24 protein-coding genes and 2 pseudogenes are annotated in these 24078 nt (G+C 60.1%); 10 read left to right on the top strand and 16 right to left on the bottom strand.

Annotated elements, in window-relative coordinates:
• Positions 1–91: 91 nt before the first annotated feature.
• Positions 92–1021 carry a recombinase family protein gene (locus EGJ86_RS20990; protein ID WP_003150544.1) on the bottom strand — a complete coding sequence of 310 codons (930 nt, stop codon included), beginning with the start codon at positions 1019–1021 and terminating at the stop codon, positions 92–94.
• Positions 1022–1222: 201 nt separating this feature from the next.
• On the opposite strand from EGJ86_RS20990, the gene EGJ86_RS20995 reads away from it, so the two are divergent.
• Genes EGJ86_RS20995 through EGJ86_RS21005 form a run of 3 tightly spaced genes read left to right on the top strand, consistent with a single transcriptional unit; the run spans position 1223 to position 4869 of the window.
• On the top strand, positions 1223–1462 hold the full coding sequence (locus EGJ86_RS20995) for a ribbon-helix-helix domain-containing protein (RefSeq protein WP_003089107.1): 240 nt from the start codon (positions 1223–1225) through the stop codon (positions 1460–1462).
• Positions 1462–1872, top strand: coding sequence for a putative toxin-antitoxin system toxin component, PIN family (locus EGJ86_RS21000; RefSeq protein WP_003150546.1), 411 nt, complete (start codon positions 1462–1464; stop codon positions 1870–1872). Before EGJ86_RS20995 ends, EGJ86_RS21000 begins: the two co-directional genes overlap by 1 nt.
• 3 nt (positions 1873–1875) lie before the next feature.
• Positions 1876–4869: a Tn3 family transposase gene (locus tag EGJ86_RS21005; RefSeq protein ID WP_003299771.1), complete on the top strand. Its 2994-nt coding sequence runs from the start codon at positions 1876–1878 to the stop codon at positions 4867–4869.
• 12 nt (positions 4870–4881) lie between these two features.
• On the opposite strand, the gene EGJ86_RS21010 is transcribed toward EGJ86_RS21005, so the two are convergent.
• Genes EGJ86_RS21010 through EGJ86_RS21020 form a run of 3 tightly spaced genes read right to left on the bottom strand, consistent with a single transcriptional unit; the run spans position 4882 to position 5740 of the window.
• Positions 4882–5094: a GDCCVxC domain-containing (seleno)protein gene (locus EGJ86_RS21010; RefSeq protein WP_003089113.1), complete on the bottom strand. Its 213-nt coding sequence runs from the start codon at positions 5092–5094 to the stop codon at positions 4882–4884.
• 7 nt (positions 5095–5101) lie between these two features.
• On the bottom strand, positions 5102–5377 hold the full coding sequence (gene merP / locus EGJ86_RS21015; RefSeq protein ID WP_003150552.1) for a mercury resistance system periplasmic binding protein MerP: 276 nt from the start codon (positions 5375–5377) through the stop codon (positions 5102–5104).
• A 12-nt stretch (positions 5378–5389) separates the two neighbouring features.
• Positions 5390–5740 carry a mercuric transporter MerT family protein gene (locus EGJ86_RS21020; protein WP_003089115.1) on the bottom strand — a complete coding sequence of 117 codons (351 nt, stop codon included), beginning with the start codon at positions 5738–5740 and terminating at the stop codon, positions 5390–5392.
• Between the two features lie 74 nt (positions 5741–5814).
• Between EGJ86_RS21020 and merR the strand changes: the two genes are divergently transcribed.
• Positions 5815–6213 (top strand): Hg(II)-responsive transcriptional regulator, encoded by a 399-nt coding sequence (gene merR / locus EGJ86_RS21025; protein ID WP_003089120.1) that lies wholly within the window; start codon positions 5815–5817, stop codon positions 6211–6213.
• Between the two features lie 408 nt (positions 6214–6621).
• Here merR and EGJ86_RS21035 read toward each other — a convergent pair whose 3' ends face one another.
• The 3 genes from EGJ86_RS21035 to EGJ86_RS21045 all read right to left on the bottom strand — a co-directional run bounded on the left by EGJ86_RS21035 (position 6622) and on the right by EGJ86_RS21045 (position 10070).
• Positions 6622–7542 (bottom strand): cation diffusion facilitator family transporter, encoded by a 921-nt coding sequence (locus EGJ86_RS21035; RefSeq protein ID WP_003463565.1) that lies wholly within the window; start codon positions 7540–7542, stop codon positions 6622–6624.
• Between the two features lie 70 nt (positions 7543–7612).
• Positions 7613–8641 (bottom strand): IS30 family transposase, encoded by a 1029-nt coding sequence (locus EGJ86_RS21040; protein WP_019818564.1) that lies wholly within the window; start codon positions 8639–8641, stop codon positions 7613–7615.
• A gap of 37 nt (positions 8642–8678) precedes the next feature.
• Positions 8679–10070 carry an IS4 family transposase gene (locus EGJ86_RS21045; protein WP_023118183.1) on the bottom strand — a complete coding sequence of 464 codons (1392 nt, stop codon included), beginning with the start codon at positions 10068–10070 and terminating at the stop codon, positions 8679–8681.
• Positions 10071–10177: 107 nt separating this feature from the next.
• Between EGJ86_RS21045 and EGJ86_RS21050 the strand changes: the two are divergent.
• A pseudogene (locus EGJ86_RS21050) lies at positions 10178–10426 on the top strand (ATP-binding protein); the annotation flags it as partial.
• 298 nt (positions 10427–10724) lie between these two features.
• Here the strand turns inward: EGJ86_RS21050 and EGJ86_RS21055 are convergent.
• Complete coding sequence (locus EGJ86_RS21055; protein WP_058171250.1) at positions 10725–11150, bottom strand: LexA family transcriptional regulator; 426 nt, start codon at positions 11148–11150, stop codon at positions 10725–10727.
• An 81-nt stretch (positions 11151–11231) separates the two neighbouring features.
• On the opposite strand from EGJ86_RS21055, the gene EGJ86_RS21060 reads away from it, so the two are divergent.
• Positions 11232–11657, top strand: coding sequence for a hypothetical protein (locus EGJ86_RS21060; protein ID WP_021441675.1), 426 nt, complete (start codon positions 11232–11234; stop codon positions 11655–11657).
• Here EGJ86_RS21060 and EGJ86_RS21065 read toward each other — a convergent pair.
• The 6 genes from EGJ86_RS21065 to EGJ86_RS21090 all read right to left on the bottom strand — a co-directional run bounded on the left by EGJ86_RS21065 (position 11654) and on the right by EGJ86_RS21090 (position 18567).
• Positions 11654–12151, bottom strand: a complete 498-nt coding sequence (locus tag EGJ86_RS21065; protein WP_021441674.1) for a hypothetical protein — start codon at positions 12149–12151, stop codon at positions 11654–11656. The genes EGJ86_RS21060 and EGJ86_RS21065 overlap by 4 nt on opposite strands.
• Positions 12152–12358: 207 nt before the next feature.
• Entirely contained in the window at positions 12359–14785 is a 2427-nt protein-coding gene (locus EGJ86_RS21070) for a S8 family peptidase (RefSeq protein WP_058171249.1), read from the bottom strand.
• A 24-nt stretch (positions 14786–14809) separates the two neighbouring features.
• Positions 14810–15793 (bottom strand): AAA family ATPase, encoded by a 984-nt coding sequence (locus EGJ86_RS21075; RefSeq protein ID WP_058171248.1) that lies wholly within the window; start codon positions 15791–15793, stop codon positions 14810–14812.
• Between the two features lie 481 nt (positions 15794–16274).
• Positions 16275–16613 (bottom strand): hypothetical protein, encoded by a 339-nt coding sequence (locus EGJ86_RS21080; RefSeq protein WP_125836498.1) that lies wholly within the window; start codon positions 16611–16613, stop codon positions 16275–16277.
• Positions 16614–16650: 37 nt separating this feature from the next.
• A complete protein-coding gene (locus tag EGJ86_RS21085) occupies positions 16651–17217 on the bottom strand; it encodes a hypothetical protein (protein WP_125836499.1) in 567 nt (188 codons plus the stop codon).
• A 786-nt stretch (positions 17218–18003) separates the two neighbouring features.
• A complete protein-coding gene (locus EGJ86_RS21090) occupies positions 18004–18567 on the bottom strand; it encodes a hypothetical protein (protein WP_125836500.1) in 564 nt (187 codons plus the stop codon).
• A gap of 361 nt (positions 18568–18928) precedes the next feature.
• On the opposite strand from EGJ86_RS21090, the gene EGJ86_RS21095 reads away from it, so the two are divergent.
• From EGJ86_RS21095 to EGJ86_RS21110, 4 genes are all read left to right on the top strand, one after another.
• Positions 18929–19132: a hypothetical protein gene (locus EGJ86_RS21095; protein WP_125836501.1), complete on the top strand. Its 204-nt coding sequence runs from the start codon at positions 18929–18931 to the stop codon at positions 19130–19132.
• Between the two features lie 19 nt (positions 19133–19151).
• On the top strand, positions 19152–19385 hold the full coding sequence (locus EGJ86_RS21100) for a hypothetical protein (protein ID WP_125836502.1): 234 nt from the start codon (positions 19152–19154) through the stop codon (positions 19383–19385).
• 205 nt (positions 19386–19590) lie between these two features.
• A complete protein-coding gene (locus EGJ86_RS25420) occupies positions 19591–20016 on the top strand; it encodes a hypothetical protein (protein ID WP_241243323.1) in 426 nt (141 codons plus the stop codon).
• 47 nt (positions 20017–20063) lie between these two features.
• Positions 20064–20318 (top strand): hypothetical protein, encoded by a 255-nt coding sequence (locus tag EGJ86_RS21110; protein ID WP_125836503.1) that lies wholly within the window; start codon positions 20064–20066, stop codon positions 20316–20318.
• On the opposite strand, the pseudogene EGJ86_RS21115 reads toward EGJ86_RS21110, so the two are convergent.
• Together EGJ86_RS21115 and intI1 are read right to left on the bottom strand one after the other, a co-directional pair.
• Positions 20295–23084: pseudogene (locus EGJ86_RS21115) on the bottom strand (Tn3-like element TnAs1 family transposase); the annotation flags it as partial. The gene EGJ86_RS21110 and the pseudogene EGJ86_RS21115 overlap by 24 nt on opposite strands.
• A 204-nt stretch (positions 23085–23288) precedes the next feature.
• A partial coding sequence (gene intI1 / locus EGJ86_RS21125; protein ID WP_125836504.1) for a class 1 integron integrase IntI1 occupies positions 23289–24078 on the bottom strand: 790 nt, incomplete at its 5' end.

The following is a 24078-nucleotide window of genomic DNA, read 5'->3' on the forward strand; positions in this document are numbered from 1 at the left end:
TCTGATTACTCCACGCTTACGAATATGAATTGCTACATTTTATCCGATTATGGGGTTTGGGGAGCAATGGAACCAAAAACCAACGTAAGCCCTACCAACGCTTTTCGGTGTCTTCTTCCCAGGCGCCCATCTCGACAAAACAGTTGCGCATGTCGGCCTCCTGGCTGATCTCGGTCAGCAGGTCATGCACGCTCTTGTCCAGCTCATCGTCGCTCCGATACGGAATGGTCAACTCATAGTGGCCGGCATCCAGCCGCTTCATGCCATAGGGCTCCAGGCAGTAGCGCTCAATGTTCTCCGTGGCCCGCTTCCGGCCGCGCACGAACTTGCTGTTATTCACCACCGCGAGGCGCAGGGTGACGGTGGCCACCCGCTCGGCGGCGGGCGGCTCTGCCGGCGACGCGGCCGAAGGCTGCTGGTCGCGTGACCTGGCGCTCTTCTGGTACGCGCCGATCTCGACACCACGGTGGCGCAGGTAGCTGTACAGCGTGCTCTTGGAGATGTGCAGCTTCTCGCCGATCGCGCTGACGCTCAGGCGACCTTCGCGGTAGAGGGTTTCGGCCGCCATGGCGGTGGCCTCAGCCTTGGCTGGCAGGCCCTTGGGACGGCCACCGATCCGGCCACGCGCCCGTGCGGCCGACAGACCCGCCTGAGTCCGCTCGCGGATCAGCTCGCGCTCGAACTCCGCCAGCGAGGCGAACAGGTTGAACACCAGGCGGCCTTGGGCGTGGGTGGTGTCGATGGGGTCATTCAGGCTCTGTAAGCCGACCTTGCGCTCTGCCAGCTCGCCGACCAACTCGACCAGGTGCTTGAGGGAACGCCCAAGGCGATCCAGCTTCCAGATCACCACGGCATCACCCGGCCGCACGTTGGCCAGCAGTTTGTCCAACTCCGGCCGGGCGCTTTTCGCGCCGCTGGCGATGTCTTGGTAGATGCGTTCGCACCCGGCCTGTTTCAGGGCATCGACTTGTAGGTCGGCTTTCTGATCCCGAGTGCTCACTCGCGCATAACCGATCTTCATCAAAAGTACTGTTTACTCGACTACGTTAGTAATAGTTGAACTTTGATTAAGCGTACCAGTTATTTGAACCGTAGCGCGGGGAGCTTAACGAACCGAGCCATTCCTCGATAGAGTTCGGCAAAACCTTCGTTTTGTCGAACCATTGCATCGCCCTTTGTGATTGGCGTATAAACACACAAACACCTATTAGCGGAGAACGCTATGAATACCATTCGCTGGAATGTCGCCGTCTCGGCCGACACCGACCAGTCGCTTCGGATGTTTCTGGCCAGCCAGGGCGGCGGCCGTAAGGGCGACCTGTCGCGCTTCATCGAAGAAGCGGTACGGGCACACATCCTGGAGCTGAGCGCTGAGCAGGCCAAGGCCGCTAACGCCCATCTGAGTGAGGCAGAATTGACCAACGCGGTTGACGAAGCGCTCGACTGGGCACGTAAGCGCTGATGCGGGTCGTGTTGGATACCAACATCCTGTTCAGCGCCCTGATCTCGCCACATGGCGCGCCCGATGCGATCTACCGTGCCTGGCGGGCGGCGCGTTTCGAGGTGGTGACCTCGCGGATGCAACTCGATGAAATTCGTCGAGCCAGCCGCTATCCCAAGCTTCAGGCCATCCTACAGCCCGCCAAGGTGGGCGCCATGATCAATAACCTGCAACGGGCTGTGGTACTGGAGCGCCTGACCATCGAGGTCGAAGCCGATGATCCGGATGACTCGTTTTTGCTGGCCATGGCCTTGGCGGGCGATGCGGACTACCTGGTAACCGGTGATCGCCGCGCCGGCCTGCTGCAACGCGGGCACATCGAACGCACGCGGATCGTCACGCCCGCCGTGTTCTGCGTCGAGGTGCTGTGATCAATGCCGGTCGGTTTTCTGACTCAAGAGCAACGCGACGGTTTTGGCCGCTATGTTGATTCGCCCAGCCGTGAAGAGCTGGAACGTTACTTCCACCTGAGCGATGAAGACCGTGAAGCCATCCAGGTGCTGCGGGGTAACCATAACCGTCTGGGTTATGCCGTTCTGCTGACCACCGTCCGCTTCGTTGGCGTTCTGCCGGACAAGCCCGCCGCCGTGCCGGTGGAAGTCCTGCAGGTGCTTTGCCGACAACTGGCGATTCCAGACCCCGACTGCCTCCAGCGCTATAGCGATCATCGCCGCTGGATACATGCCACCGATATTCAGAACCGCTTTGGCTATCGTCATTTCACCGATCCGGGCATCGGCTTTCGCTTGAGCCGCTGGCTGTATGCCCTCTGCTGGACGGGCACCGACCGGCCGGGAGTGCTGTTTGAGCGAGCCACCTCGTGGCTGTTCACACAGAAAGTCCTCCTGCCTGGTGTGTCTCAACTAGAGCGCTTTATCGCCCAGTTGCGCAGTCGGGTCGAAGAACGCCTCTGGTTTACGCTGGGCCGCAGCGTGACTGAGGAACAGCGATTGCAACTGCAAGACTTGCTGACGGTGGCCGAAGGCAACCGCAGCTCCCGGCTGGATCAATTGCGCTCCGGCCCGGTCATGGTCAGTGGCCCCGCGTTGATTCGGGCACTGCGCCGGCTCGATGACGTGCGCGGCATCGGCATCACCTTGCCGGCGGCGGCGCACATCCCTCCCAGCCGTATCGCCGCCCTGGCCCGCTTCGCCAACACGGCCAAGGTCACCGCGATTAATCGGCTGCCGGCGTCGCGGCGGATGGCGACACTGGTGGCCTTCGCACTCTGCCTGGAGGCGACTGCGCACGACGACGCACTGGAAGTCCTGGAGGCCTTGCTGCGCGACCTGTTCAGCAACGCGGAGAAGGCCGACAAGAAAGCCCGCATGCGCAGCCTGAAAGACCTGGATCGGTCGGCCGCGACGCTCGCCGCCGCGTGCAAGGTCGTGCTGGACAGCTCGATCAGCGATGACAACGTGCGCGCCCGGCTGTTCAACGACCTGCCGAGGACCACCCTGGAAAAGGCCCTGGAAGAGGTCAACGCGCTGATCCGCCCGGTAGATGACGTCTATTTTCTTGCATTGGAAGCGCGCTACCGCAGCGTGCGCCGCTTCCTGCCCGACCTGCTCAAGCACATCCGCTTCGGCTTCAGCCCGGCCGGCAAGGGCGTGGCGGCTAGTCTGGAGTGGCTGCAACTGAACCTGCCGCGCCGGAAGCCAGAGGATGACGCGCCGCAGGAGATCGTGGCCAAGGCTTGGCAGAAGCACATCACCCGCGAAGATGGCTCCCTCGACATGGGTGCCTATGTGTTCTGCACGCTCGATGCGCTGCGCACGGCCCTGCGCCGCCGCGATGTCTTCGTCTCGCCCAGTTGGCGCTATGCCGACCCGCGCCTTGGCCTGCTCGACGGTGCCGAATGGCTGGCGGCGCGACCGATCATCTGCCGGTCACTGGGCCTGACCATCGACGCCAAAACCACCCTGGACGCCTTGTCCGTCGAGCTGGATGCAACCTGGCTGGCAGTAGCCGCGCGCCTGCCCGACAACCCGGCGATTCAACTGAGCGAGAACACCGAGGGCAAGACCGAACTGTCGCTCGGGGCGCTGGACAAGCTGGACGAGCCCTGCTCGTTGCTGCAACTGCGGGCGGCCGTGTCTGACCTGATGCCGCGTGTCGATCTGCCGGAAATCCTCTTGGAAATCGCCGCCCGCACTGGCTTTTCCGAGGCCTTCACCCATGTCTCCGAACGCAATGCACGCGCCGACAACCTGGTCACCAGCCTCTGCGCGGTGCTGTTGGGCGGGGCCTGCAACACCGGCCTGGAGCCCTTGATCCGCACCGACAACCCGGCGCTGCGCCGTGACCGGCTGTCCTGGGTCAGCCAGAATTATATCCGCGACGACACCCTGTCAGCGGCTAACGCCATCCTGGTCGGAGCGCAAAGCCAACTGGAACTGGCCCAAGTCTGGGGTGGCGGCGAGGTCGCCTCCGCCGATGGCATGCGCTTCGTCGTACCGGTGCGCACCGTGCATGCCGGCCCCAATCCGAAGTATTTCGGCACCGGCCGGGGTGTCACCTGGTACAACCTGATTTCCGACCAATTCTCCGGCCTCAACGCCATCACCGTGCCCGGCACGCTGCGCGACAGCCTGGTGTTGCTGGCGGTCGTGCTGGAACAGCAGACCGAGTTGCAGCCGACGCAAATCATGACCGACACCGGGGCCTACAGCGATGTGGTGTTCGGGCTCTTCCGCCTACTTGGCTACCACTTCAGTCCGCGGCTGGCCGATGTCGGCGGTACCCGCTTCTGGCGCACGCGCCCGGACGCGGACTACGGCAAGCTCAACGGGCTGGCCCGCCAGTCGGTCAAACTCGACCTGATCGCCGAGCACTGGGACGACCTGCTGCGCCTGGCCGGCTCGCTCAAACTCGGCCGGGTGCCGGCGACTGGCATCATGCGCACGCTGCAAACGGGAGATAGACCCACCCGGCTGGCCCAGGCGCTGGCCGAATTCGGGCGGATCGAAAAGACTCTGCACACGTTGACCTATATCGACGACGAGTCCAAGCGCCGCGCCACCCTGACCCAGTTGAACCGAGGCGAAGGCCGGCACAGCCTGGCCCGCGCCGTGTTCCACGGCAAACGCGGCGAGCTCCGCCAGCGCTACCGCGAAGGCCAGGAAGACCAGCTCGGTGCTCTGGGCCTGGTGGTGAACATCATCGTGCTGTGGAACACCCTCTACATGACGGCGGCCGTGGAACGGCTCAAGCAGCACGGCTATCCAGTGCTGGAAGAGGATTTGGCCCGGCTATCGCCGCTGATCTACGAGCACATCAACATGCTCGGGCGGTATTCCTTTGCGGTACCGGAAGAAGTTGCGCGCGGCGAGCTGCGGCCACTGCGTAATCCAGACGACGACCTGTGATCCCCCTAAACGCTATGAGCAACACCCAAGCTGCTGCTGGATCGGCGGGCACTTCACCGAGCCGAACGAACAGAAAACGCAGCAATCCCCTGGGTTGGGGCGCAGCAGCGCCTTGCAGTTGCTGCACTCGTAATAGAACTGGCAGGCGTCCGTGGGCATGGTTTCCGGCTTGGCGAAGCCGCAGCGCGGGCAAGTCAGCACGGACTCAAGGACAATGGCGCTCATCGTGACCTCACTTCTGCACTGTGGAGGGGTATCCCGCGTTCGCGGTCGCCTCAGTCAGTGCCTCGGGCTGGGCCTTATCGGGATCGTAGGTGACGGTCGCCGTCTTCTGGTCGAAATTGACCTGGACGTCACTCACGCCGGACACCTTCTCCAGCGACTTCTTGACCGTGATCGGACAGAGTCCGCACGTCATGTTCTGCACGTCGAGCGTGACGGTTTTCGGGGGAGCCGCCAGCGCCACGAAGGGCAAGGCGAAAAGCACGGCGATCAGCAGTTTGCGCATGGTTAATCTCCTTCAGTAGAACAGCGGGGCGAGCCACGGCACGGCCAATAGGCCGAGCAGCAGCACGCTGACGATCCAGAACACGAGTCGCTGTCGCACGAGCGTGCGCGGATCGGCGCAGGGTGTACCTGGCGTACAAACCTGTGGCACCAGGTAGAGCTTGCGGAATGCCAATCCCAGGAACAGTAGAGTCAACCCGATGAAGAGGGGGCGTAGTGGCTCCATCATGGTCAGAGCGCCCACCCACGTACCGCCGACACCGAGTGCCAACAGCACCAGTGGCCCGACACAGCACACCGACGCACCGATGGCGGTCAGCGAACTCGCGACCAGCGAGCCTTTCCCGGTGAGTTGCATCCCCATTCCCATCTCCTGAGCCTGATTGCCTAGGTGCTATTCTAAACTCCGTACCAAAGTACGGAATCAAGGAGAAAGTGATGGCCACAGAGCTGACCATTGGCAAGCTGGCAGACGCCGCCGGGGTGAACGTCGAGACGATCCGCTACTACCAGCGACGCGGGCTGCTGGATGAACCAGCCAAACCCTTGGGTGGCCATCGGCGCTATCCGGTGGACATGGTGAAGCGACTGCGTTTCATCAAGCGGGCTCAGGCGCTGGGTTTCACGCTCTCGGAAGTCGGTGGACTGCTGACGCTGGATGAGTCGTGCGCCTGTGCCGAAACGCGAGCACGGGCTGCACGCAAGCTCGCGTTGATCGAGCAGAAGATGGCCGACTTGGTCGTCATGCAGCAACTGTTAGGCGAACTGGTGCAGCAATGTGATGCGGGAGACGGCGGAACGATCTGCCCGATCATCGAGGCACTGATCAGAGAGTAATGCCTGGCGGGTGAGCTGGAGATCGGAAAGCCCCTTTACGGTGGGATTCAGAGCTTACGTTGGTTTTTGGTTCCATTGCTCCCCAAACCCCTACATGAACCGTTTCCAGATCACACCCGAAGAGTGGGCGCTGGAAGCACTGTTCGGCGAATCATTCGCCCGCTACCGTGCACGAGTCCGCCGCTGGCTCTGAGCGTCGGCGGCGGTAGCGACTGGCGGGGCTTACTCGTCGCGGCAGCCTGCTGAAGGTGCCACGACCTAGCCTGATCTCCTCGTGGCGAGCTACTTTGGCCACATGCCGTTAGCATTTCTAAGGTCAAGGGCATAGCGCCAACGAGTGACGCACGCGAATTCGCTCCGTTGATATCGAGCTAACTGTCAGGTGACAGCGGTAAAAGCAAAGCAGGCTTATGCTTCGCTGCGATGATTGTCGGCCTGCCTGGTGTCGATACAAACACTGCCGTCTAGCTCCATTTCAAGTGTCGAGTGGCTGACTTTGAATTGCTCATGGAGTACTCGTTTTAAATCGGTCTTCACTCGTTCGATATCAGGCAGACTAGCCTTCTTTATGACAACGTGGGCTTCCAATGCAATTGTATGTTCCGCGATTTCCCAAACATGTACGTGGTGAACACTCTCAACATCGTCTACTTGCTCCATGACGTTGATTATATCGGCGATGGAAACTCCTTCTGGTGCGCCCTCCATCAACAAGTGAATGGTTTTAGGCAGCATGCTAAAGCCCTGCCAGAGCACGTAACCAGCAATCATCAATGTCACTACAGTATCCGTCCAGTACCAGCCGTACAAAAGAATCAATGTCCCGGCGACAACAACGCCGACGGAGGCTAGTGCATCCGATACATTATGCAGGAATGCCGCCTTTATATTCATGCTGTCCTTAGACATTGTGTAGGTGAGCAAGGCCGTGGCGATATCTACAATCAAGGCTATTCCCGCCACCACGACCACTGTCCAACCCTCAATAGGCTGAGGGGAATATAACCGACCTATAGCCTCGTAAATAAGGTAGAGACCGATGATAATCAACGAGACCAAGTTGATTAAGGCCGCTATGGTTTCACTGCGTCGGTAGCCGAAGGTTTTAAAAGCATCCGGCGGCCTGCGACCGATCTTACGCGCGATTAGCGCAATAACCAGTGATGCGGCATCGCTCAAATTATGTAGCGCGTCAGCTATAAGCGATAAGCTGCCAGAAAGTATTCCTCCAACAACTTGTGCCAGAGTTAACGCAGCATTAACGCCAATGGCAGCGATTAAACGCTTATCGCCTATGGCTTCGGTGTTATGGTTATGTTCGTGGGCCATTGGTTTTTACCGCTCCTAAAAAATAAAGTAAGACAAGGGTAGGCGGTTGCAGAAGCTGAGTGCAACACGGTTATTGATTTGAAGCTGGAGCATGATGCCGCATAGCCATGGCTTCCTGCATCACCTCGCCCATGACTTCGATCGGGCACTTGAAATCGAAGCGTTTACGGGGGCGCATATTCAGCTCCAAGGCGATGGCATTCAATTGCTCTTGACTGTGTACCGACAAGTCAGTCCCCTTGGGCAGGTACTGGCGGATCAGGCCGTTGATGTTTTCGTTGCTACCGCGCTGCCAGGGGCTGTGCGGGTCGCAGAAGTAAATAGCGACCCCTGTCTGCTGGGTGATTTCAGCATGCCGCGCCATCTCCCGGCCCTGGTCGTAGGTCATGCTCTTGCGCATCGCCAGCGGCATGCTGTTGAGCGCTGCACTGAAGCCCTCCATCGCCGAGGTCGCCGTTGCGTCGTTCATCTTCATCAGCATCAGGTAGCCACTGGTGCGCTCCACCAACGTGCCTACCGACGAGGCGTTGGCCTTACCCTTGATCAGGTCGCCCTCCCAATGCCCCGGCATCAGCCGGTCTTCGATCTCTGGCGGGCGAACATGAATGCTGACCATCTCAGGGATCTGGCCGCGCCGATCCACGCCACCAGAGCGCGGCCGGCGCGTCGTCTTGCCTTGGCGCAGGCAGACGATCAGCTCCTTGCGCAACTCGCCGACCGGCAAGGCATAGATCGCGTTATAGATCGTCTCACGACAGACGTAGGCATCTCTGAGGTTGGGTATGGTCATGCTGCGCAGCTTGCCGGCAATCTGCTCGGGAGACAAACGCTTACGCAGCATGTGGGCCACCAGTTCGAAGCGCTCGCTGCCCGGCACAAGCTTGCGCTTGGGGCGACAAACCTGGCGCCGAATGTTCATCTGTTGCTGGGCGCAGCGGGCCGAGTAAGCACCACTACTGCCTCGATTGCGCTTCAGCTCTCGGCTGATGGTCGAGGGCGACCTGTCAATCAGGCGAGCAATGCCGCGCAGGCTGAAGCCTTGAGCTTGACTGAGTTGAATGATGGCGCGCTCTTCGACGCTGAGTTCGGAATAGGACATAGGGGCAGCACCGTACCGGAAAGGTCAGGTGTTGCACTCAGTTTTCGCGGCCGCCCTTCCTTGGATGTCCATTTTTCCTGATTTCCTTGCGCTCCGCTTGGCGGGCTCGGGTCAGCAATGGATAGGGTTTCTGCCTTCGCTTTACTGCTCTCGGCTCCATTCGGCCTGACCGGCCACCTACGCGTTGTTGGGCAATGAGCATCAGAAGCTGATGGAAGCACTCATCAATATCCGATCCATCAAATTGCCGCCAAGCAAGCCACAGCTGCAGGGTGTGCTTGAAGCTCAGCTGGCGTGGCAGACAGTCCGCGATTGATGCCGATTGCACCATGAGCAGCCGGATCAAGTTGTGCGCCAATAGATAAACCCACAGCTCCTTCACTGCCATGGCGGCCGTTTTGCAGCTCAACATCTCCAATCCCATCGTGGTCTTGAGATTGCGCAGGTCCAGCTCGACGTGCCACCTGTCTTTGAACAGCGCCTTCAAAGCCGCTTTTGGGGTTTCGCGAGCGCAGCCCAGCGTCGTAACCAGGATCTTGTTTCCCGCTTTCAGCTCCCGGACCTCCAACTGATCAGGCGCTTGCTCGTAGCTGGCCTGGCTCATCCAGGCGGGCCGTTTGCGAGGCTTTTCCAGGGTGATTAGGTGATCGCGCGTGCCAAGACGCGTACCTCGCCGGAAGTCAGTACTCCGTCGGCGAGCACCATATTGTTCGAACACGCCATCAATACCTCTGCGCTGCAATTCACAGAGTAAAAAGTAGGTCGCGTAGAAGGCGTCCCCCAGCAAAACATCCCCAGTATTCAAGGTGTCGAGCATCGAACGCAGCAGCGTCTGCTCGTCGCCACCCTTGCCTCTGAAGCGCCCGAGGGCTGCATTCAGCAAGGCTCCGCTGGAAAGGCAGACGATGCCGACCATCCGGCAAATGGGAAAACCAAGCCCAGGCTTTTGCCCTCGCGATTGCGGGTAGGCATCCTGGTTCGCCTGGGTATCGGGCATCACCACTGTCGTGCCGTCTACCAACCGAACGGGGCGCCCCATCCATTGCCCGGATCGGGCGTTGCTGCTGATCAAGTTGCCGGTGTTACGTACCAGACTGGAAACCATCTCCACCGGCAAGCGCTGACGGGCACGGCAGTAGCCGCCGGTGTGTGTACTGCATGGCTTCAACCCTGCTCGTAACTGCTTGACCGCCAACTCATTGACCGCCCTCTGGCAGGACCGATCAGCGCTCAGAGCCTGAGCCATGAACATGGATAGCGTCTCGGTCGGCGGAAACAGACGCTCTCTGTGGTCTGGCAGCAGCGATTCGACCTGGTCAAACAGCTCGGGGCCGGTCAGCAGATTGAAGAACGCATAGGCATCCGCATTGGATGCGAGGTGATGCGTACGGCGCTGTTGAAGGATGGCGGCTTGGCGCCTAGGATTCATCTGGGCTGCTCCTTGGGCTCGGTGTGTGTTCGCAACTATCACCGTAGACCAAGAGCAGCCTTTCTTCTTCTAGATCAATCGGTTAACGATTAAGTAAGTGCCATTCGGGCCTGGCCCCGTTCACCGCCGAACAGCGCCGCGACATGCTGGAGCTACTGGACGACCGCTACGGCCAGCGCTCGACCCTCGTGACCAGCCAAATGCCCGTGGACAACTGGCACGAACTGATCGGCGATCCAACCCTGGCCGATGCCATCCTCGACCGCCTGGTGCACAACGCCTACCGGATCAACCTCAAGGGCGAGTCGATGAGAAAGCGGGTGAAGAAATTGACGGCGCCGGGCGCCTCAGACTAACAATGCAACCCCTGCGTCGCTGCGCTCCGACTGCCTGTCCGAATGATCGTGGAACAGGTGTCCGGATCAGCGTGGGCTGAGTGTCCGAATGGCGTGGAATCCGCACTTAAGCCCAGCGCCTGCCCGCAAACCCTTGTGGCGTCTGGTTAGTTCGGGAAAACCATCCTTTTGTCGAACCCTGGCAGGCACTGACGCCAGGCCGTCCAAACGCATGAAAAGCAGTGCAGAAAAGTCGTTCAGTAAAACAAAGTCTGGATAACCGCCCCTATTTTCGGCAGCGGTGAACTCTAGCTAAGCCTTACGTTGGTTTTTGGTTCCACTGCTCCCCAAACCCCAACACCTCCAGGTCCTCGCCGTCGCGCAGGCGAATGTCCGGGTAGGCCTTGTTCGCCGCGCGCAGCACCGGCGCGCCGTGCTCATAGGCCAACTGCTTGCAGGTGAACTCCCCGTTCACCACCGCCACCACCACCATGCCCGCGCGCGGCGTGATCGAGCGGTCTACCACCAGGATGTCGCCGTCGAAAATCCCCAGGCCGGTCATACTGTCCCCCACCACCCGCAGAAAGAAGGTGGCCGCCGGGTGCAGTACGCACAGCTCGTCCAGCGAGAGGCTGGCCTCGATATGGTCCTCAGCGGGGGAAGGAAAGCCGGCGGCAACGCGGCTCAGGAACAACGGTAGCCGCAGACCTGGCCGCAACGGGCGGCCGATCACTGTCAGGGCCATGGATAACCTCACCAATACTGTATATGAATACAGTATTATCAAACCCCAACCTTGGCAACGACAATAGACGGGAGGCACCTCATGTGCGGCGGCGTCGAAGTGGCTGGGCGCTACACCCAAACCGGCCAGCAACTGCGAATCTACTTCCCTAACCCACGCGCCGCCCTGCCCGTGCGTCAGGCCGATGGCGCCGTGGCCTGGGTCCCCTGGGGCCGCCGCAAAGAGCAACCCGGCCACCTGCCCGCCACCGGTTGGGCCCGAACCGACTCCATCACCGCCGGCAAATGGGCGCGCTACCACCCGCAGCCAGTGCAGGTGCTGGCCGAACGCTTTATGGAGAAGAATGCAGCCGGTGCCTCGCACTGGTTTGACCTGGAGCCAGGCCAAACCATTGAGGCGCTGCTCATTGAGCACGGGGAAGAACGGCGGGTCTACGTGGTCACCACCACACCGCCGCAGGGTGGGCCAACGGTGCACGACCGCTGGCCGAGCCTGGTAACGGCCTAGAGCGGGTCACCCTCCAGCATCGCAGCGCTGACCTCGAACTCGCAGTCATCGCCCTGCGGCACCAGCTCCAGCGAGGCGGAGCCGGCCGGCAGTGCGACCACCAGGCTGCGTGTCACGCACTCGGCCTCGGGCATGGTCGCCGTGGCATGCAGCATCTGCTCCGTCCACTCCACCACTTCGTAGTCGAACACCTGGGCTTCCAGGTCTTCGCCCTCGTCGTGATGGTGGATCGAGGCAAAAGCCTCCTGGCAGGTGCCGCGGCCGCGGTTGCAGCGAATCTCCACTGCATTCACCCCGGGCGGCTCGTAACCGGCCACCGTATTCCAGCCACCCCACAACAACAGATCGTCCCCCTGCTGCTGAATGATCAGCGGCGGGCGAACAACCGCATGGGGCTGTTCCAGGGGCGCGGGGTAGGCCAACCACAGGGCCGTATAAGCGGCCACCAGGGCGGAAGCAAGGGAGACGGAAAGGTAGCGGAGGATCGTAGGCATAGTCGAATTCCTTTCGAGGGGGGCTGCTGTCCTAGCCGGTTATATATCTTGAATGCGACATCTGACTTTAGGCTAGGCTCAGCATGATTTCACGCAGGTAATTCATATCGTGATCATGGCCGTCAGGGCCCGCCACAGAACGGGCCACAGGAACCGGCCAAGAGCTGACTGAGGGAGCTCCGAGTAGAACCAGAAGCTCTCACAGACTTACCCTCTGTTTTGCAACCGAGTCGCAGCCTGCAACTGCTCTCTCGCTGTGACTTGCTGCCGTATCAGGGCCTGGATTTGGTTGTAAAGATCAGCCTTTTCATTGTCTCGATCCGCAACGGTGACCACTAACGCGTACGGCTCCTTGTCCAGTACGTCAGGATGACTCCACTCGCGGTCCTGCCTTATCACCACTACAAACCATTTTTCATCGGGCTTGCGCTGCTGGAAGGTCCACCGAGAGGACTGCACAGTTCCCCGGCTACGTGTTTGAGCTGAGATGTCACGATTGGACGTCGCGTCATCGTTTCTCGTCTCGGTCTCGGCCTTCTTCAACTGGTTGAAGTATTTTTGAACGTCATCCAACGAAGTGCCTTTCACCAAGCGATAGCTGATTTGTGTCGCCAGGTAATCAATTCTGGTGGTACGGACTGCTGGCGAATAGGCTAGCGTCACAGACAGCTCCCGTGTGCCGCGGGTGCTACGTAGGTAGTCGGCCGGTAGCGGTAGCTCAAAAAACTGGCACGAGTCGTTTTCGATGCTTTCTTCCGATATTAGAACGACGACGTTGTCGGAAGATCGGAATAGGTCACTCTCGCTCACAGCGCCATAGCCGGCTACGTCCCGTGCGACCTCACGATTGTAGGTTTTTTTATCCTTCTTGTAGGCCTTCCTGTACTCATCAGGGAAGGTGGAAAAAACCTCGTTCGGCAAATAGGCGTGGTTAACCAACATGGCGCGAAGCAGGTTGGCAGATGCCGCTGGATACTCGTTCAGCAAACGTCCGGCCAGATGAGTGATGTAGGGCGCCGCAAAACTGGTGCCACTTACCTCTTTGAACAGCGTGTTACCGATCACCTGGTGATTGAGAGTGAGGACACCTAGGCCACGCATATCTGGGCGCCACTGCCCATTTGCCTGCCTCATGGGACTTGCGAGATTGCCGCCTGCAGCGACGAGCTCCGGCTTGAAGGCGCCTTTTACCGAGGGGCCATGCCGGGTGAACGGTGATGGCTGGTTTTCAGCGGCCGGTGAGAGCTGCTGAATCTCAGGAAACCGCTGGGCATCGTAGGTGGCATTGTGCCGAGAGATGCTCCCTACCGTCAGCACCGTCATAGCGGGAGCCGGATCGATGATGGCGCTCTGCTCTGCTATCAAGTACTCGGGGTATTCGTCTCGCCAACTGTTGATGGGCATTGGCGGATTATCCGAACCGCAGAAGTTTCCCGTCGAAACTACGAACAGAATATTGTGGCGCCTGGAGAGGACATCCAAGATGTAGGCAAGGCCTCGCACATGGGCCCCATCATAGGGAGCGTGGCTGTTACCCAACGAGAGATTAAAGATCCTGCAACCAAGGTCAACGAAATACTCGACAGCCTTGGTTAGGGAGGCTTCAAGCGAGTGCTCGTCATAGACCGCATTTCCGGTATGCGGGCATTTCTTCATCACCTTCCCGTTGTAGATCCAGAATTCCGGCCGCCAGTAATTCGAGTTATCACAGGCCTCAACATCGCCGTAGAGAGCGACACCTGCCACGGCGGTGCCATGCCCTACCTCATCGGCGTCCCCCTCTTCATCAATGAAAGAGGCGCTCTCTGCCATGGCTGGCTTCAACAGTGGGTGGTTCCCATTGATACCGCTGTCCAAGATACAGATCCGAGCTGCATCGGTGGGCGGGGAAGGAATGTTCCGGGGGAGCTCATTGATGTCGCGATTCAGCTGGCGAATGCTAATTCCAGTAGCAGGAAGCAGGTCCACCAGTCGCACATCGCGATGATCCAGCAGGAGTTGCGCCTGGCCCGAAGTCACCTCAACCCTATACAGCAACAGGCTATCCAGATTGACCTTGTCGAGCCTGCAGATCTTCTGGCTCTCCAGCCACCCTTCGAAAGCAGTCGTGAGCCGGATGCGGTTGGGGTGGTTCGCTACGTCAACAGGCCAGAGTTCGACGTCAAGCTTGAAGCTAGGAGTATTGGGAAGGCCGATATTCTTGAGCGCCCAGCTCTTGCGATCCTCTGCCGACCACGCCTCGATACCCTCGATAGCCTCCAAGATCTGGCGGTAGGTCAAGCTGGAATCCAAGACACCCAGCTTTTTCAGGTGGTCGGCGAACATGGACAAGCCAGCCTCCGTTGCAAACACCACACAGAGCTGTTTGTCTTCCTGGCTGATGAATTCCAACCCGTGATGTGACAGGTTAGCGAACGTAAGGGCGCCCTCGTACTTCAGTTTGAGGACATAGGGAGAGATCGCTGAGGAGCCGATTTGCTTTCTGGCTTGACCCTCAGCTGTAGCGAAGTAGCCGTTGAGCTTCTGGCCATGCCCGCGGAGATCACCACGGGTCACGAAACGGGGTGGATTCTTGGTGCGGCGCTGGTTGTCCAGTACCTCACGCGCAATGTTCAGGTGCTTGTAGGTAGCCAATGCTTCGTCCCAGAAGGCTGATATTTAGGACTTCCTGAGATCCTCCCTAACAAGAGCGCTTTTCAGCTCCTTGATGGTCAGAAACTCTTGCTCCCGCAGGATCATCCGTTTTGCGGCACGGCGTATTACGCGTTCGACGTCTGCTCCGCTCTTACCCTTAAACTCCTTCAATACTTCTTTGTCGTCAATCTCAAATTGACGGCGGATGCCTCGCAGCTTCAGATGCAAAATCTCTTTCAGCTGTTTTTCATCTGGAAGGGGGAATTCGATGGATTCATCGAATCGTCTCCAGATCGCCGAATCGAGGATTTTTTCATGGTTTGTAGCGGCAAGAATCAAGCTGCTACCTTCGTATGAGTCCATCATCTGAAGCACAGCGTTTACTACTCGACGCAGTTCGCCATGATCACTGCTGCTGTCCCGCTCTTTACCGATAGCGTCGAACTCATCGAACAGGACCACAAACGGATACTGGGCAATGAAGTCGAAAACCTTCCGGAGGTTTGCGGCAGTCTCCCCCAAGAAAGAGGAGACCAGGGCATCCAGTCGAACGATCGCCAGTGGCCGATCAAGTTCGAAGGCCACAACCTCCGCCGCCAAGGTCTTCCCGCAACCAGGGGGGCCAAAGAATATGACCTTACCAGCAGGTTTCATCCCATAACTGCGCAAGACATCGGCACGTCTGTTTTCCTCGAGAATTTCCTCGAGAGCAGCAGAACTGCTTGGGGGCAAAATCACTTCATCGAGTGAGCGCTTGGGCGTTCTGATATCCAGTAGCGGTAGGCCACGCTCTTTATCTACCGGAACATCGTAGTGCGCGCGCGGAACATTGGTGGCACGTAAGCTTAAGTCACCGCCGTAAAGGATCTGCTCAAGATCGTTAGCGAGAAGGTGGTGCTGTTTCTGTCTTTCTTCTTCGATGACAGCTTTTGACGCAAGGCGAAATGCTTCTGCATCCCCTGCCGTACCTGCTCTGAACAGCTGCCGAAGAATTTTACCGTTCGCCATCTTCCACCACCCGTGGTTTGTTACTTGCGACTATCTAGACCTCGGTTAAATGTACCGCGGCTATTTAGTCTGCAACCATCCATTTCGCATTTTGATTTTCATAGTCAAGGGCCCAATGACGCTAACGCCGGGACACAGGGTAGCTGGCATGGCAGCGTAGCCTAGTTCAGATTCCAGTGGCCTTAAACGCCTTTCTGAAAATTCCGCCGAGCTGCATCTCTGTCACACTGAATCACCCTTGGATTCCTAGACGCTACCGCCGCTGTATTGGCTGCCACGAACGTCTATGAAAGGCCGCTTCTGGCCGGTTGCTGCCTATTGCTACCGGCAGCAATGGGGCGGTCTCTGCCTCCGCGTCTCTGCCGCCCGCTGTTCAAGTCGAATGCAAGCGGGTGGTCAGCATCAATGCAATTGCCTGGTCAGATGAGTGCAATTTCGCACTTGCCTGGGGAGCGGCCCGGCACGCCGGGCCGATTGCAGGCTAGAACAGCTGTGCTTGGCGATCTGCATACGAGCACCAGCGGCCAAAGCTCTCGTCACCGCACCAGGCGCGGATGTTGTCGATGAAGCCGTCGCGGCGCGCTGTCTTGATCAGCTCAGCGATCACGTCCTGGGAGTCACCCATTTCAAAGCAGGCATCGAACTCGCGTTCGCCAAGGCCTTCGTAGCCGCGATCCCAAAGCTCGTAGTTGGTGATTTCATCCACGATGTTGTGCTTGAAAGCCAGGATGACGAACTCAACGCGAGCGTTGAACTTGTGCAGCTTGTTGGTCAACCGATGCAGGGTTCGATAGACCGTCGCAGGCGCTGTAATTGACATATCCAATCCTCGTCGAGTGTGGGCAGGTGGTTGGCGCTTACCCAGCGGCCTGAACCGGCTGGAGTGCTGCAACTGGCTGCAGGCCTGTGGCGTTGGCGTTGGCGTTGTTGGTGACGGCGCGCACCTGCAGGCCGAGTCGCTTGGTTTCTTCCAGTGTCATGCCTTGGCCCTGGCAGTAGGCGAGAGCGGCTTTAGCGGCGGCATCGAAGGAGGTCCAGGCATCGCCAATTTGAGAGAGCGGGCGGAAGCGGTTGGTATCGAGGCACAGCGCCAGCGTTTCAGGGCGCGAGGTCAGCCACGGGTGAGCGTCATCGTCGCGCACGACCAGGAAGGCGTTGCCGGGCATGCGTGGATCACCAAACATCGTCGAGCTGGCGACGAGCTGGCGCAGAGCGATGCGGTGGCCACGCTGCTGATCGAGTAGGGAGCCGCCTTGGAGCATGTGGCCAATGCACTGGCCCAGCAGGGCCTGAAAGTTGGAGCCGATGCCGCCACGGTCACAGCCGGGGAAGAGGGCATCGAGCTGGCTGCAGGCGGCGCTTGCGGCGCGCTCAATGGCGTCGTGAACGGCGGGGTCGTCGATGGCGCGAAGCTGAGTGGACATAGGATACTCCAGAGGATGATGGGGCATCACTCGATGCCAAGGCGGATGACCTGCAGGCAGGCCCTAAGCGGTTCCTGCGTCTATTATAGGTCAGCTGTACTTACCTTTCACGCTATATTTATACCATCCTCACAAGGGAGGTAGGCCCTCCACCGGGTTGACCTGTTTTCCTGCGGTGCTGGGGAGAGAGGTGTGGCATCGGCTGCGCCGCTGCGGCGAGTCCTGTTGACCTGCGCGCCCGCCGGCGCGCCCCTGGTACAGGCCACCCTTGTAGGCTGGCCGCGCGAGCGCCCCCGGATCACCGGCCAAGCGCCTGGTGTACCGGTCCAACTTATACCATCCTCACCATAGCCCTCGGCTCAAACCCAGCACACCTGTTCTTCTTCTGCCCCACCTCCGTGCGCCCCGCGCACGCTTCTGCGTGCCTTGCCGTTCTATTCGCCCCGCTGGCCTTGCCCTGGAACGCTGGGGGGCTGCTTCGCTCGTTTCCGAGGACTGCTTTTCGATCCCATGAAGGCTGTTACCTGATTACGAGAAGAGCTTGTTCTTGGTGACGAGAAACCCTGATAGCGATGTACCTGATCACGAGTCTGGGTGTTACCTACCGATAGGGTGAGGCCGAGTGTGTCTGTGCTGTCGATTGTCTCGTTAGCGAGCAAACTCGATAGCGTCTATCTCGTGAACTGGGAGAGGTGAGGGCGAGGCGAGGTATTCGCTTTCACCAGCTGTGCTACCGAGGATGCTCGGCAACTGAGCTGGTGTGAACGAAGAGCATCTGTGAGGACGTTAAAGGCTTGGGGAACGAGGCTTGTGCTCGCGCTGCTGATCCGCGCTATCGAGCATGGATTGTTCGGCAGCAGGCAACCGTACAACCGTGAACCACAAGGTTCGATCACCGGGCGTAGTAACCCGGCGTGGGCAGTGCTCACCCAGTCGGCCCCAGTAGTTATCTACGAAGCCTTCACCATAGATATCCGTCGCTTCCTCAAACGTCATCGTGGTGTCTTTAGCGGGTGTGCTGGTGCCGAGTTGTTCAACCAGGCGATAACGCAGCTCATAGCGTTGGGCGTCATCAGGCTGATCATCCGGGTTAGCAGAGATAGCGCCATCGAAGGTGTTGATCGGTGACAAGAACTGCCGGTTAGCAAGACTCTCGGCAGCGATCTTATGTGCCATCTGTACCAGGCTATCGAGAACAGATTTGAAGTGGCCTACCGGGTCGCTTGCCTCGTTGGCAATGAATAGCTCTGGGTTATCGAGCATGTGATCCAAGACCATGTTGTGCAGGCGCACGCTGGTCAGTGGAGCCGAATTTTTCCCATCGTTTTCGTGTAGCTCGTTAGCAGGCATGTTGACACCTAGGCTTTTACGGTCACGGTATTATAATATGTAAACGATAAATCTACACCATGCTTGCGAAGAGCTGGCTTCGGCAACACGCGAAGCGGCGCGCAGGTGCTGCACCCAGTTGGCCGGCGTGAGCTGCCACTGCTGCAAGGGCGACCAGAGGCCGCCTGTGGCGGGGAGGGGCAGGGCAAAAGAAGTACACGGGGCGGCTTTACCCCGTAGGTCGGTGTTGAGGATGGTATAAATTATGGGTCTGGCTCGGGGTTCGGGTCAGGCACGGAATTTCGAGGTGTGCAGCGCGCTCCATCCGGGGTCGTTGTTGAGGATGGTATAAAAGCGGGCGGCGCCGGCAGGGAGGTTACGGGTGCAGGAGTGGGCTGAGGTTGAGGGGTTGCTGAGCGTCATCCGCGCGCAGATCGATGAGCATGTGTTTGAGGCCCGGCAGTGTCACACGCTGGCGCTGACCCTGCAGCAGTCCTTCGGTGGCGGGCAGCTGGTGGCCATCATGCGTGATGAGGTCGAGCCGGATGGCTCGGTCTTCGATAGTCGCTTTTCGCACATGAGCTGAGCCTGCAGAGGACACCACGATGCACCTCGTCACCGATCAGCAACCTGGTGAACCGAACATTATCTCGGGGAGCGAACATCAGCCGCTTGAAATCAGGAGCCTCACCGGCTCCATCATCAAGCAATTGCAGGCACCGGCAACGGGCTGGTCACACGACAGCTTGATCGAAGTCGCGGCACGGCAGCATGAGCTGTACCGCGACGGTGCGGATGCCTACCTCGGCAACGAGTGGATTGGCAGCACAGAAGTCTGAGGCCACCAAAGCGGCCTATGGGGTGGCCTTCAAGAAAGGGGCGGAATCAAGCTGTGTGCCGTTAGGCAGGGTTATCGTTATCGACGGGCCTCTTTCCTGCTTCACCTGCTGCGATTCCTTCCACGTCTGATTCGCCGCTTGCCGCCGCTCGATCATGCTCGGGTATCTCGCGGAAACAAAAACGACGAAGCCAACGACTGCCGCGATGACCAAGAGCAACGGCTTCCAGTCAGACCTGCTGCGCATGCGGACGCGGCCTCTCGGGCATGATTTCGCTCAGCAACATAGGCACTTCCAAAGGTCAGCACAACTGACCATAATACAGAGTGATTTCATAGGTCTGGAGTTTAACCAAATGGCTGTTGAGTCGAAACCGCAATTTCCTCGTGGCGATGTTCGGCGCCTGCTGCGCCTCGCCCTGGCCATGGCTGAGCTTGAGCGCCCGACGCTCAACGCGCTGGCCGCTGAGACGGGCCATCATAAGCAGACCATCCTTGATGATGTGCCTCGTCTGCGCGAGCAGCTAGGCGTCCAGGTCGAAAAGGAGGGTGCTGAATACAGGCTTGTGGACTGGGGGCCGGTGATCAAAAAGGCAGGGATAAAAAAGCTCTTGCAAGGTCAGTTGAGCTGACCTAATATGGCATCAAGAGCAACACTTACAGTTCGAGGAAATCACCAATGAGCACGAAGCAGGAAATGAAGCTGGCGGATGTTTTCTGGAAGCTGGACGCGCTTGCAGAATGCACAGTAATCGACGACGAGGCCAGCACCGCCGCCCGTGATGCAGTGCGTGCTTTGCGCGTGGTTGCTCGCTCGCTTGGCGTCGATCCGGCACAAGGGGCTGACAGCATCAGCGCGGCTGTTGAGGCGCTTCAAGGGGAGCCCGCAGAATTCGGAAAAAATCGTACGCTAAGGTTTTCCGGGCATTCGTAGCGGGCGGAACTTACCGTCTTCCAGCCTGCGGCTCTGCCGCCAGACGTAATCGCCAGTCAGGTTGATGTGCTCCCAGCCCAGCGGCGACAGGTATTGCAGCAGCTCGCCGTCTACCGGCTTGCCCGTGTCGCCCATCGCCTGGGTGGCGCGCTCCAGGTACACCGTGTTCCACAGCACGATGGCCGCCGTCACCAGGTTGAGGCCGCTGGCCCGATAGCGCTGCTGCTCGAAGCTCCGATCCCTGATCTCACCGAGGCGGTTGAAGAACACCGCCCTGGCCAGGGAGTTGCGCGCTTCCCCCTTGTTCAATCCGGCATGCACGCGGCGGCGCAGCTCGACGCTCTGCAACCAGTCGAGGATGAACAGCGTGCGCTCGATCCGGCCCAGCTCGCGCCGGGCCACGGCCAGGCCGTTCTGGCGCGGATAGCTGCCGAGCTTGCGCAGCATCAGCGAGGCGGTGACCGTGCCCTGCTTGATCGAGCTGGCCAGGCGCAGGATGTCGTCCCAATGGGCGCGGACGTGCTTGATGTTCAGGGTGCCGCCGATCAGCGGGCGCAGCGTCGGGTAGGCCTGCACGACCTGCGGCACGTACAGTTTGGTTTCGCCGAGGTCGCGGATGCGTGGCGCGAAGCGGAAGCCCAGCAGGTGCATCAGGGCAAAGACGTGATCGGTGAAGCCGGCCGTGTCGGTGTAGTGCTCCTCGATCCGTAGATCGGACTCGTGGTACAGCAAGCCGTCGAGCACATAGGTGGAATCGCGCACGCCGACATTCACCACGCGGGTGCTGAACGGCGCGTACTGGTCGGAGATGTGGGTGTAGAACAGCCGTCCCGGCTCGCTACCGTACTTCGGGTTGACGTGCCCGGTGCTCTCGCCCCGGCCACCCGCGCGGAAGCGCTGGCCATCGGAGGATGAGGTCGTGCCGTCGCCCCAGTGGGCGGCAAAGGCGTGGCGATACTGGTGGTTGACCAGCTCGGCCAAGGCCGCCGAATAGGTTTCGTCGCGGATGTGCCAGGCTTGCAGCCAGGACAGCTTGGCGTAGGTCAGGCCGGGGCTCGACTCGGCCATCTTGGTCAGCCCGAGGTTGATCGCATCACCGAGGATTGCGGACAGCAGCAACGTCCTGTCTTTGGCCTCGGCCCCGTCCTTCAAGTGGGTGAAGTGGCGGCTGAAGCCCGTCCAGTCGTCCACGTCCATCAGCAGTTCGGTGATCTTGATGCGCGGCAGTAACTGGCTGGTTTGGTCGATCAGCGCCTGCGCCCGATCCGGCACCGCCGCATCCAGCGGGGTGATTTTCAGCCCTGACTCGGTGAGGATGGCATCGGGCAGCTCGTTGTCCTTGGCCAGGCGGGTGACGGTGGCCAACTGCTCGTCCAGCAGCTGCAAACGCTCTTCCAGGTACTGGTCGCTGTTCGGGTTGATCGCCAGGGGCAGGGCCTGCTCGCGCTTGAGTGCGGCGAACTTCTCGGCCGGCAGCAGGTAGTCGTCGAAGTCGCGGAACTGCCGCGAGCCCTTGACCCAGATGTCGCCGGAGCGCAGGGCGTTCTTCAGCTCGGACAGGGCGCAGATTTCGTAGAATTTCCGGTCGAGGCCTTCCGGGGTGATCACCAGCGGCTTCCAGCGCGGCTTGATGAAGGCCGTGGGTGCATCGGCCGGCACCTTGCGCAGGTTGTCGGCGTTCATCTCACGCAGGGTCTGCACGGCTGCCAGCACGCCTTGCGCGGCCGGCGCGGCGCGCAGTTCCAGCACCTCCAGCAAGGCCGGCGTGTAACGGCGCAGGGTGGCGAAGTTCTCGCCGACCAGGTGCAGGTGGTCGAAGCCTTCCGGCCGGGCCAGCAGCTCGGCCTCGCTGACGCTCTCGGTGAACTCGTCCCAGGGAATCACCGCCTCGATGGCGGCATAGGGGTCGCTGCCGCTTTCCTTCGCTTCCAGCAGCGCCTGGCCGATCCTGGAGTACAGGCGCACCTTGTCGTTGATCGCCTTGCCCTGCTTCTGGAACTGCTGCTGATGCTTGTGCTTCGCGCCGCTGAACAGCTTGACCAGGATGCGGTCATGCAGATCGACCAGCTCATCGATCACGGTCGCGGTGCTCTCCAGCACCACGGCGGCCAGGGTCGCGTAGCGGCGCTGCGGCTCGAACTTACCGAGGTCTTTGGGCGTCATCTGCCCACCCTCGCGGGCCAGCTTGAGCAGGCGGTTCTGGTGGATGTGCCGGCCCAGGCCTTCGGGCAAGTCCACCAACTGAAATGTCTTCAGCCGCTCGATGTGTTCCAGCATGTGCCGAGAGTTGGGTTTCAGCGGTGCCTGGCGCAGCCAGGTCAACCAGGTGATGCTGCTGCCGGCCTTGAGCTTCAACAGCTCGTCCAGCTTGGCCCGATGCGAGTCCGTGAGTGGTTCGACCAGGGCGCGGTAGACCCGCCGATTGGCTCGCGCAATGGCTTCCGAGCAGGCCCGGTCAATCACGCTCAGCGCCGGCAGGATGCGTCGTTTCTGCCGTAGGCTCTCCAGGGCCTGACCGGCCAGCAGCAAGCCTTTGTCGGTCTGCTGGGCCAGCTCGGTTAGCTCGCGCACCAGGGCGCGGAAGTCGGACAGGCCGAACGGGGCCAGTTGCAGGTCGGTGCGCAGTTCCTGGGCATGCTCGCGACGGGTCACGTCGCGCTCGCCGTACTTTGCCCAGCTCGCCGGCTCGGCCTGGACTTGCTTGGCCACCCACAGGATGACCGGCTCGGGCAGCTCGCTGTCGGTTCCCAGCGCGTAACCGGGGTAGCTGTCGTTTTCAGAAGACGGCTGCACTGAACGTCAGAAGCCGACTGCACTATAGCAGCGGAGGGGTTGGATCCATCAGGCAACGACGGGCTGCTGCCGGCCATCAGCGGACGCAGGGAGGACTTTCCGCAACCGGCCGTTCGATGCGGCACCGATGGCCTTCGCGCAGGGGTAGTGAATCCGCCAGGATTGACTTGCGCTGCCCTACCTCTCACTAGTGAGGGGCGGCAGCGCATCAAGCGGTGAGCGCACTCCGGCACCGCCAACTTTCAGCACATGCGTGTAAATCATCGTCGTAGAGACGTCGGAATGGCCGAGCAGATCCTGCACGGTTCGAATGTCGTAACCGCTGCGGAGCAAGGCCGTCGCGAACGAGCGGCGGAGGGTGTGCGGTGTGGCGGGCTTCGTGATGCCTGCTTGTTCTACGGCACGTTTGAAGGCGCGCTGAAAGGTCTGGTCATACATGTGATGGCGACGCACGACACCGCTCCGTGGATCGGTCGAATGCGTGTGCTGCGCAAAAACCCAGAACCACGGCCAGGAATGCCCGGCGCGCGGATACTTCCGCTCAAGGGCGTCGGGAAGCGCAACGCCGCTGCGGCCCTCGGCCTGGTCCTTCAGCCACCATGCCCGTGCACGCGACAGCTGCTCGCGCAGGCTGGGTGCCAAGCTCTCGGGTAACATCAAGGCCCGATCCTTGGAGCCCTTGCCCTCCCGCACGATGATCGTGCCGTGATCGAAATCCAGATCCTTGACCCGCAGTTGCAAACCCTCACTGATCCGCATGCCCGTTCCATACAGAAGCTGGGCGAACAAACGATGCTCGCCTTCCAGAAAACCGAGGATGCGAACCACTTCATCCGGGGTCAGCACCACCGGCAAGCGCCGCGACGGCCGAGGTCTTCCGATCTCCTGAAGCCAGGGCAGATCCGTGCACAGCACCTTGCCGTAGAAGAACAGCAAGGCCGCCAATGCCTGACGATGCGTGGAGACC

The organism is Pseudomonas sp. o96-267 (genome assembly GCF_003935465.1).
Lineage (GTDB): Bacteria > Pseudomonadota > Gammaproteobacteria > Pseudomonadales > Pseudomonadaceae > Aquipseudomonas > Aquipseudomonas sediminis.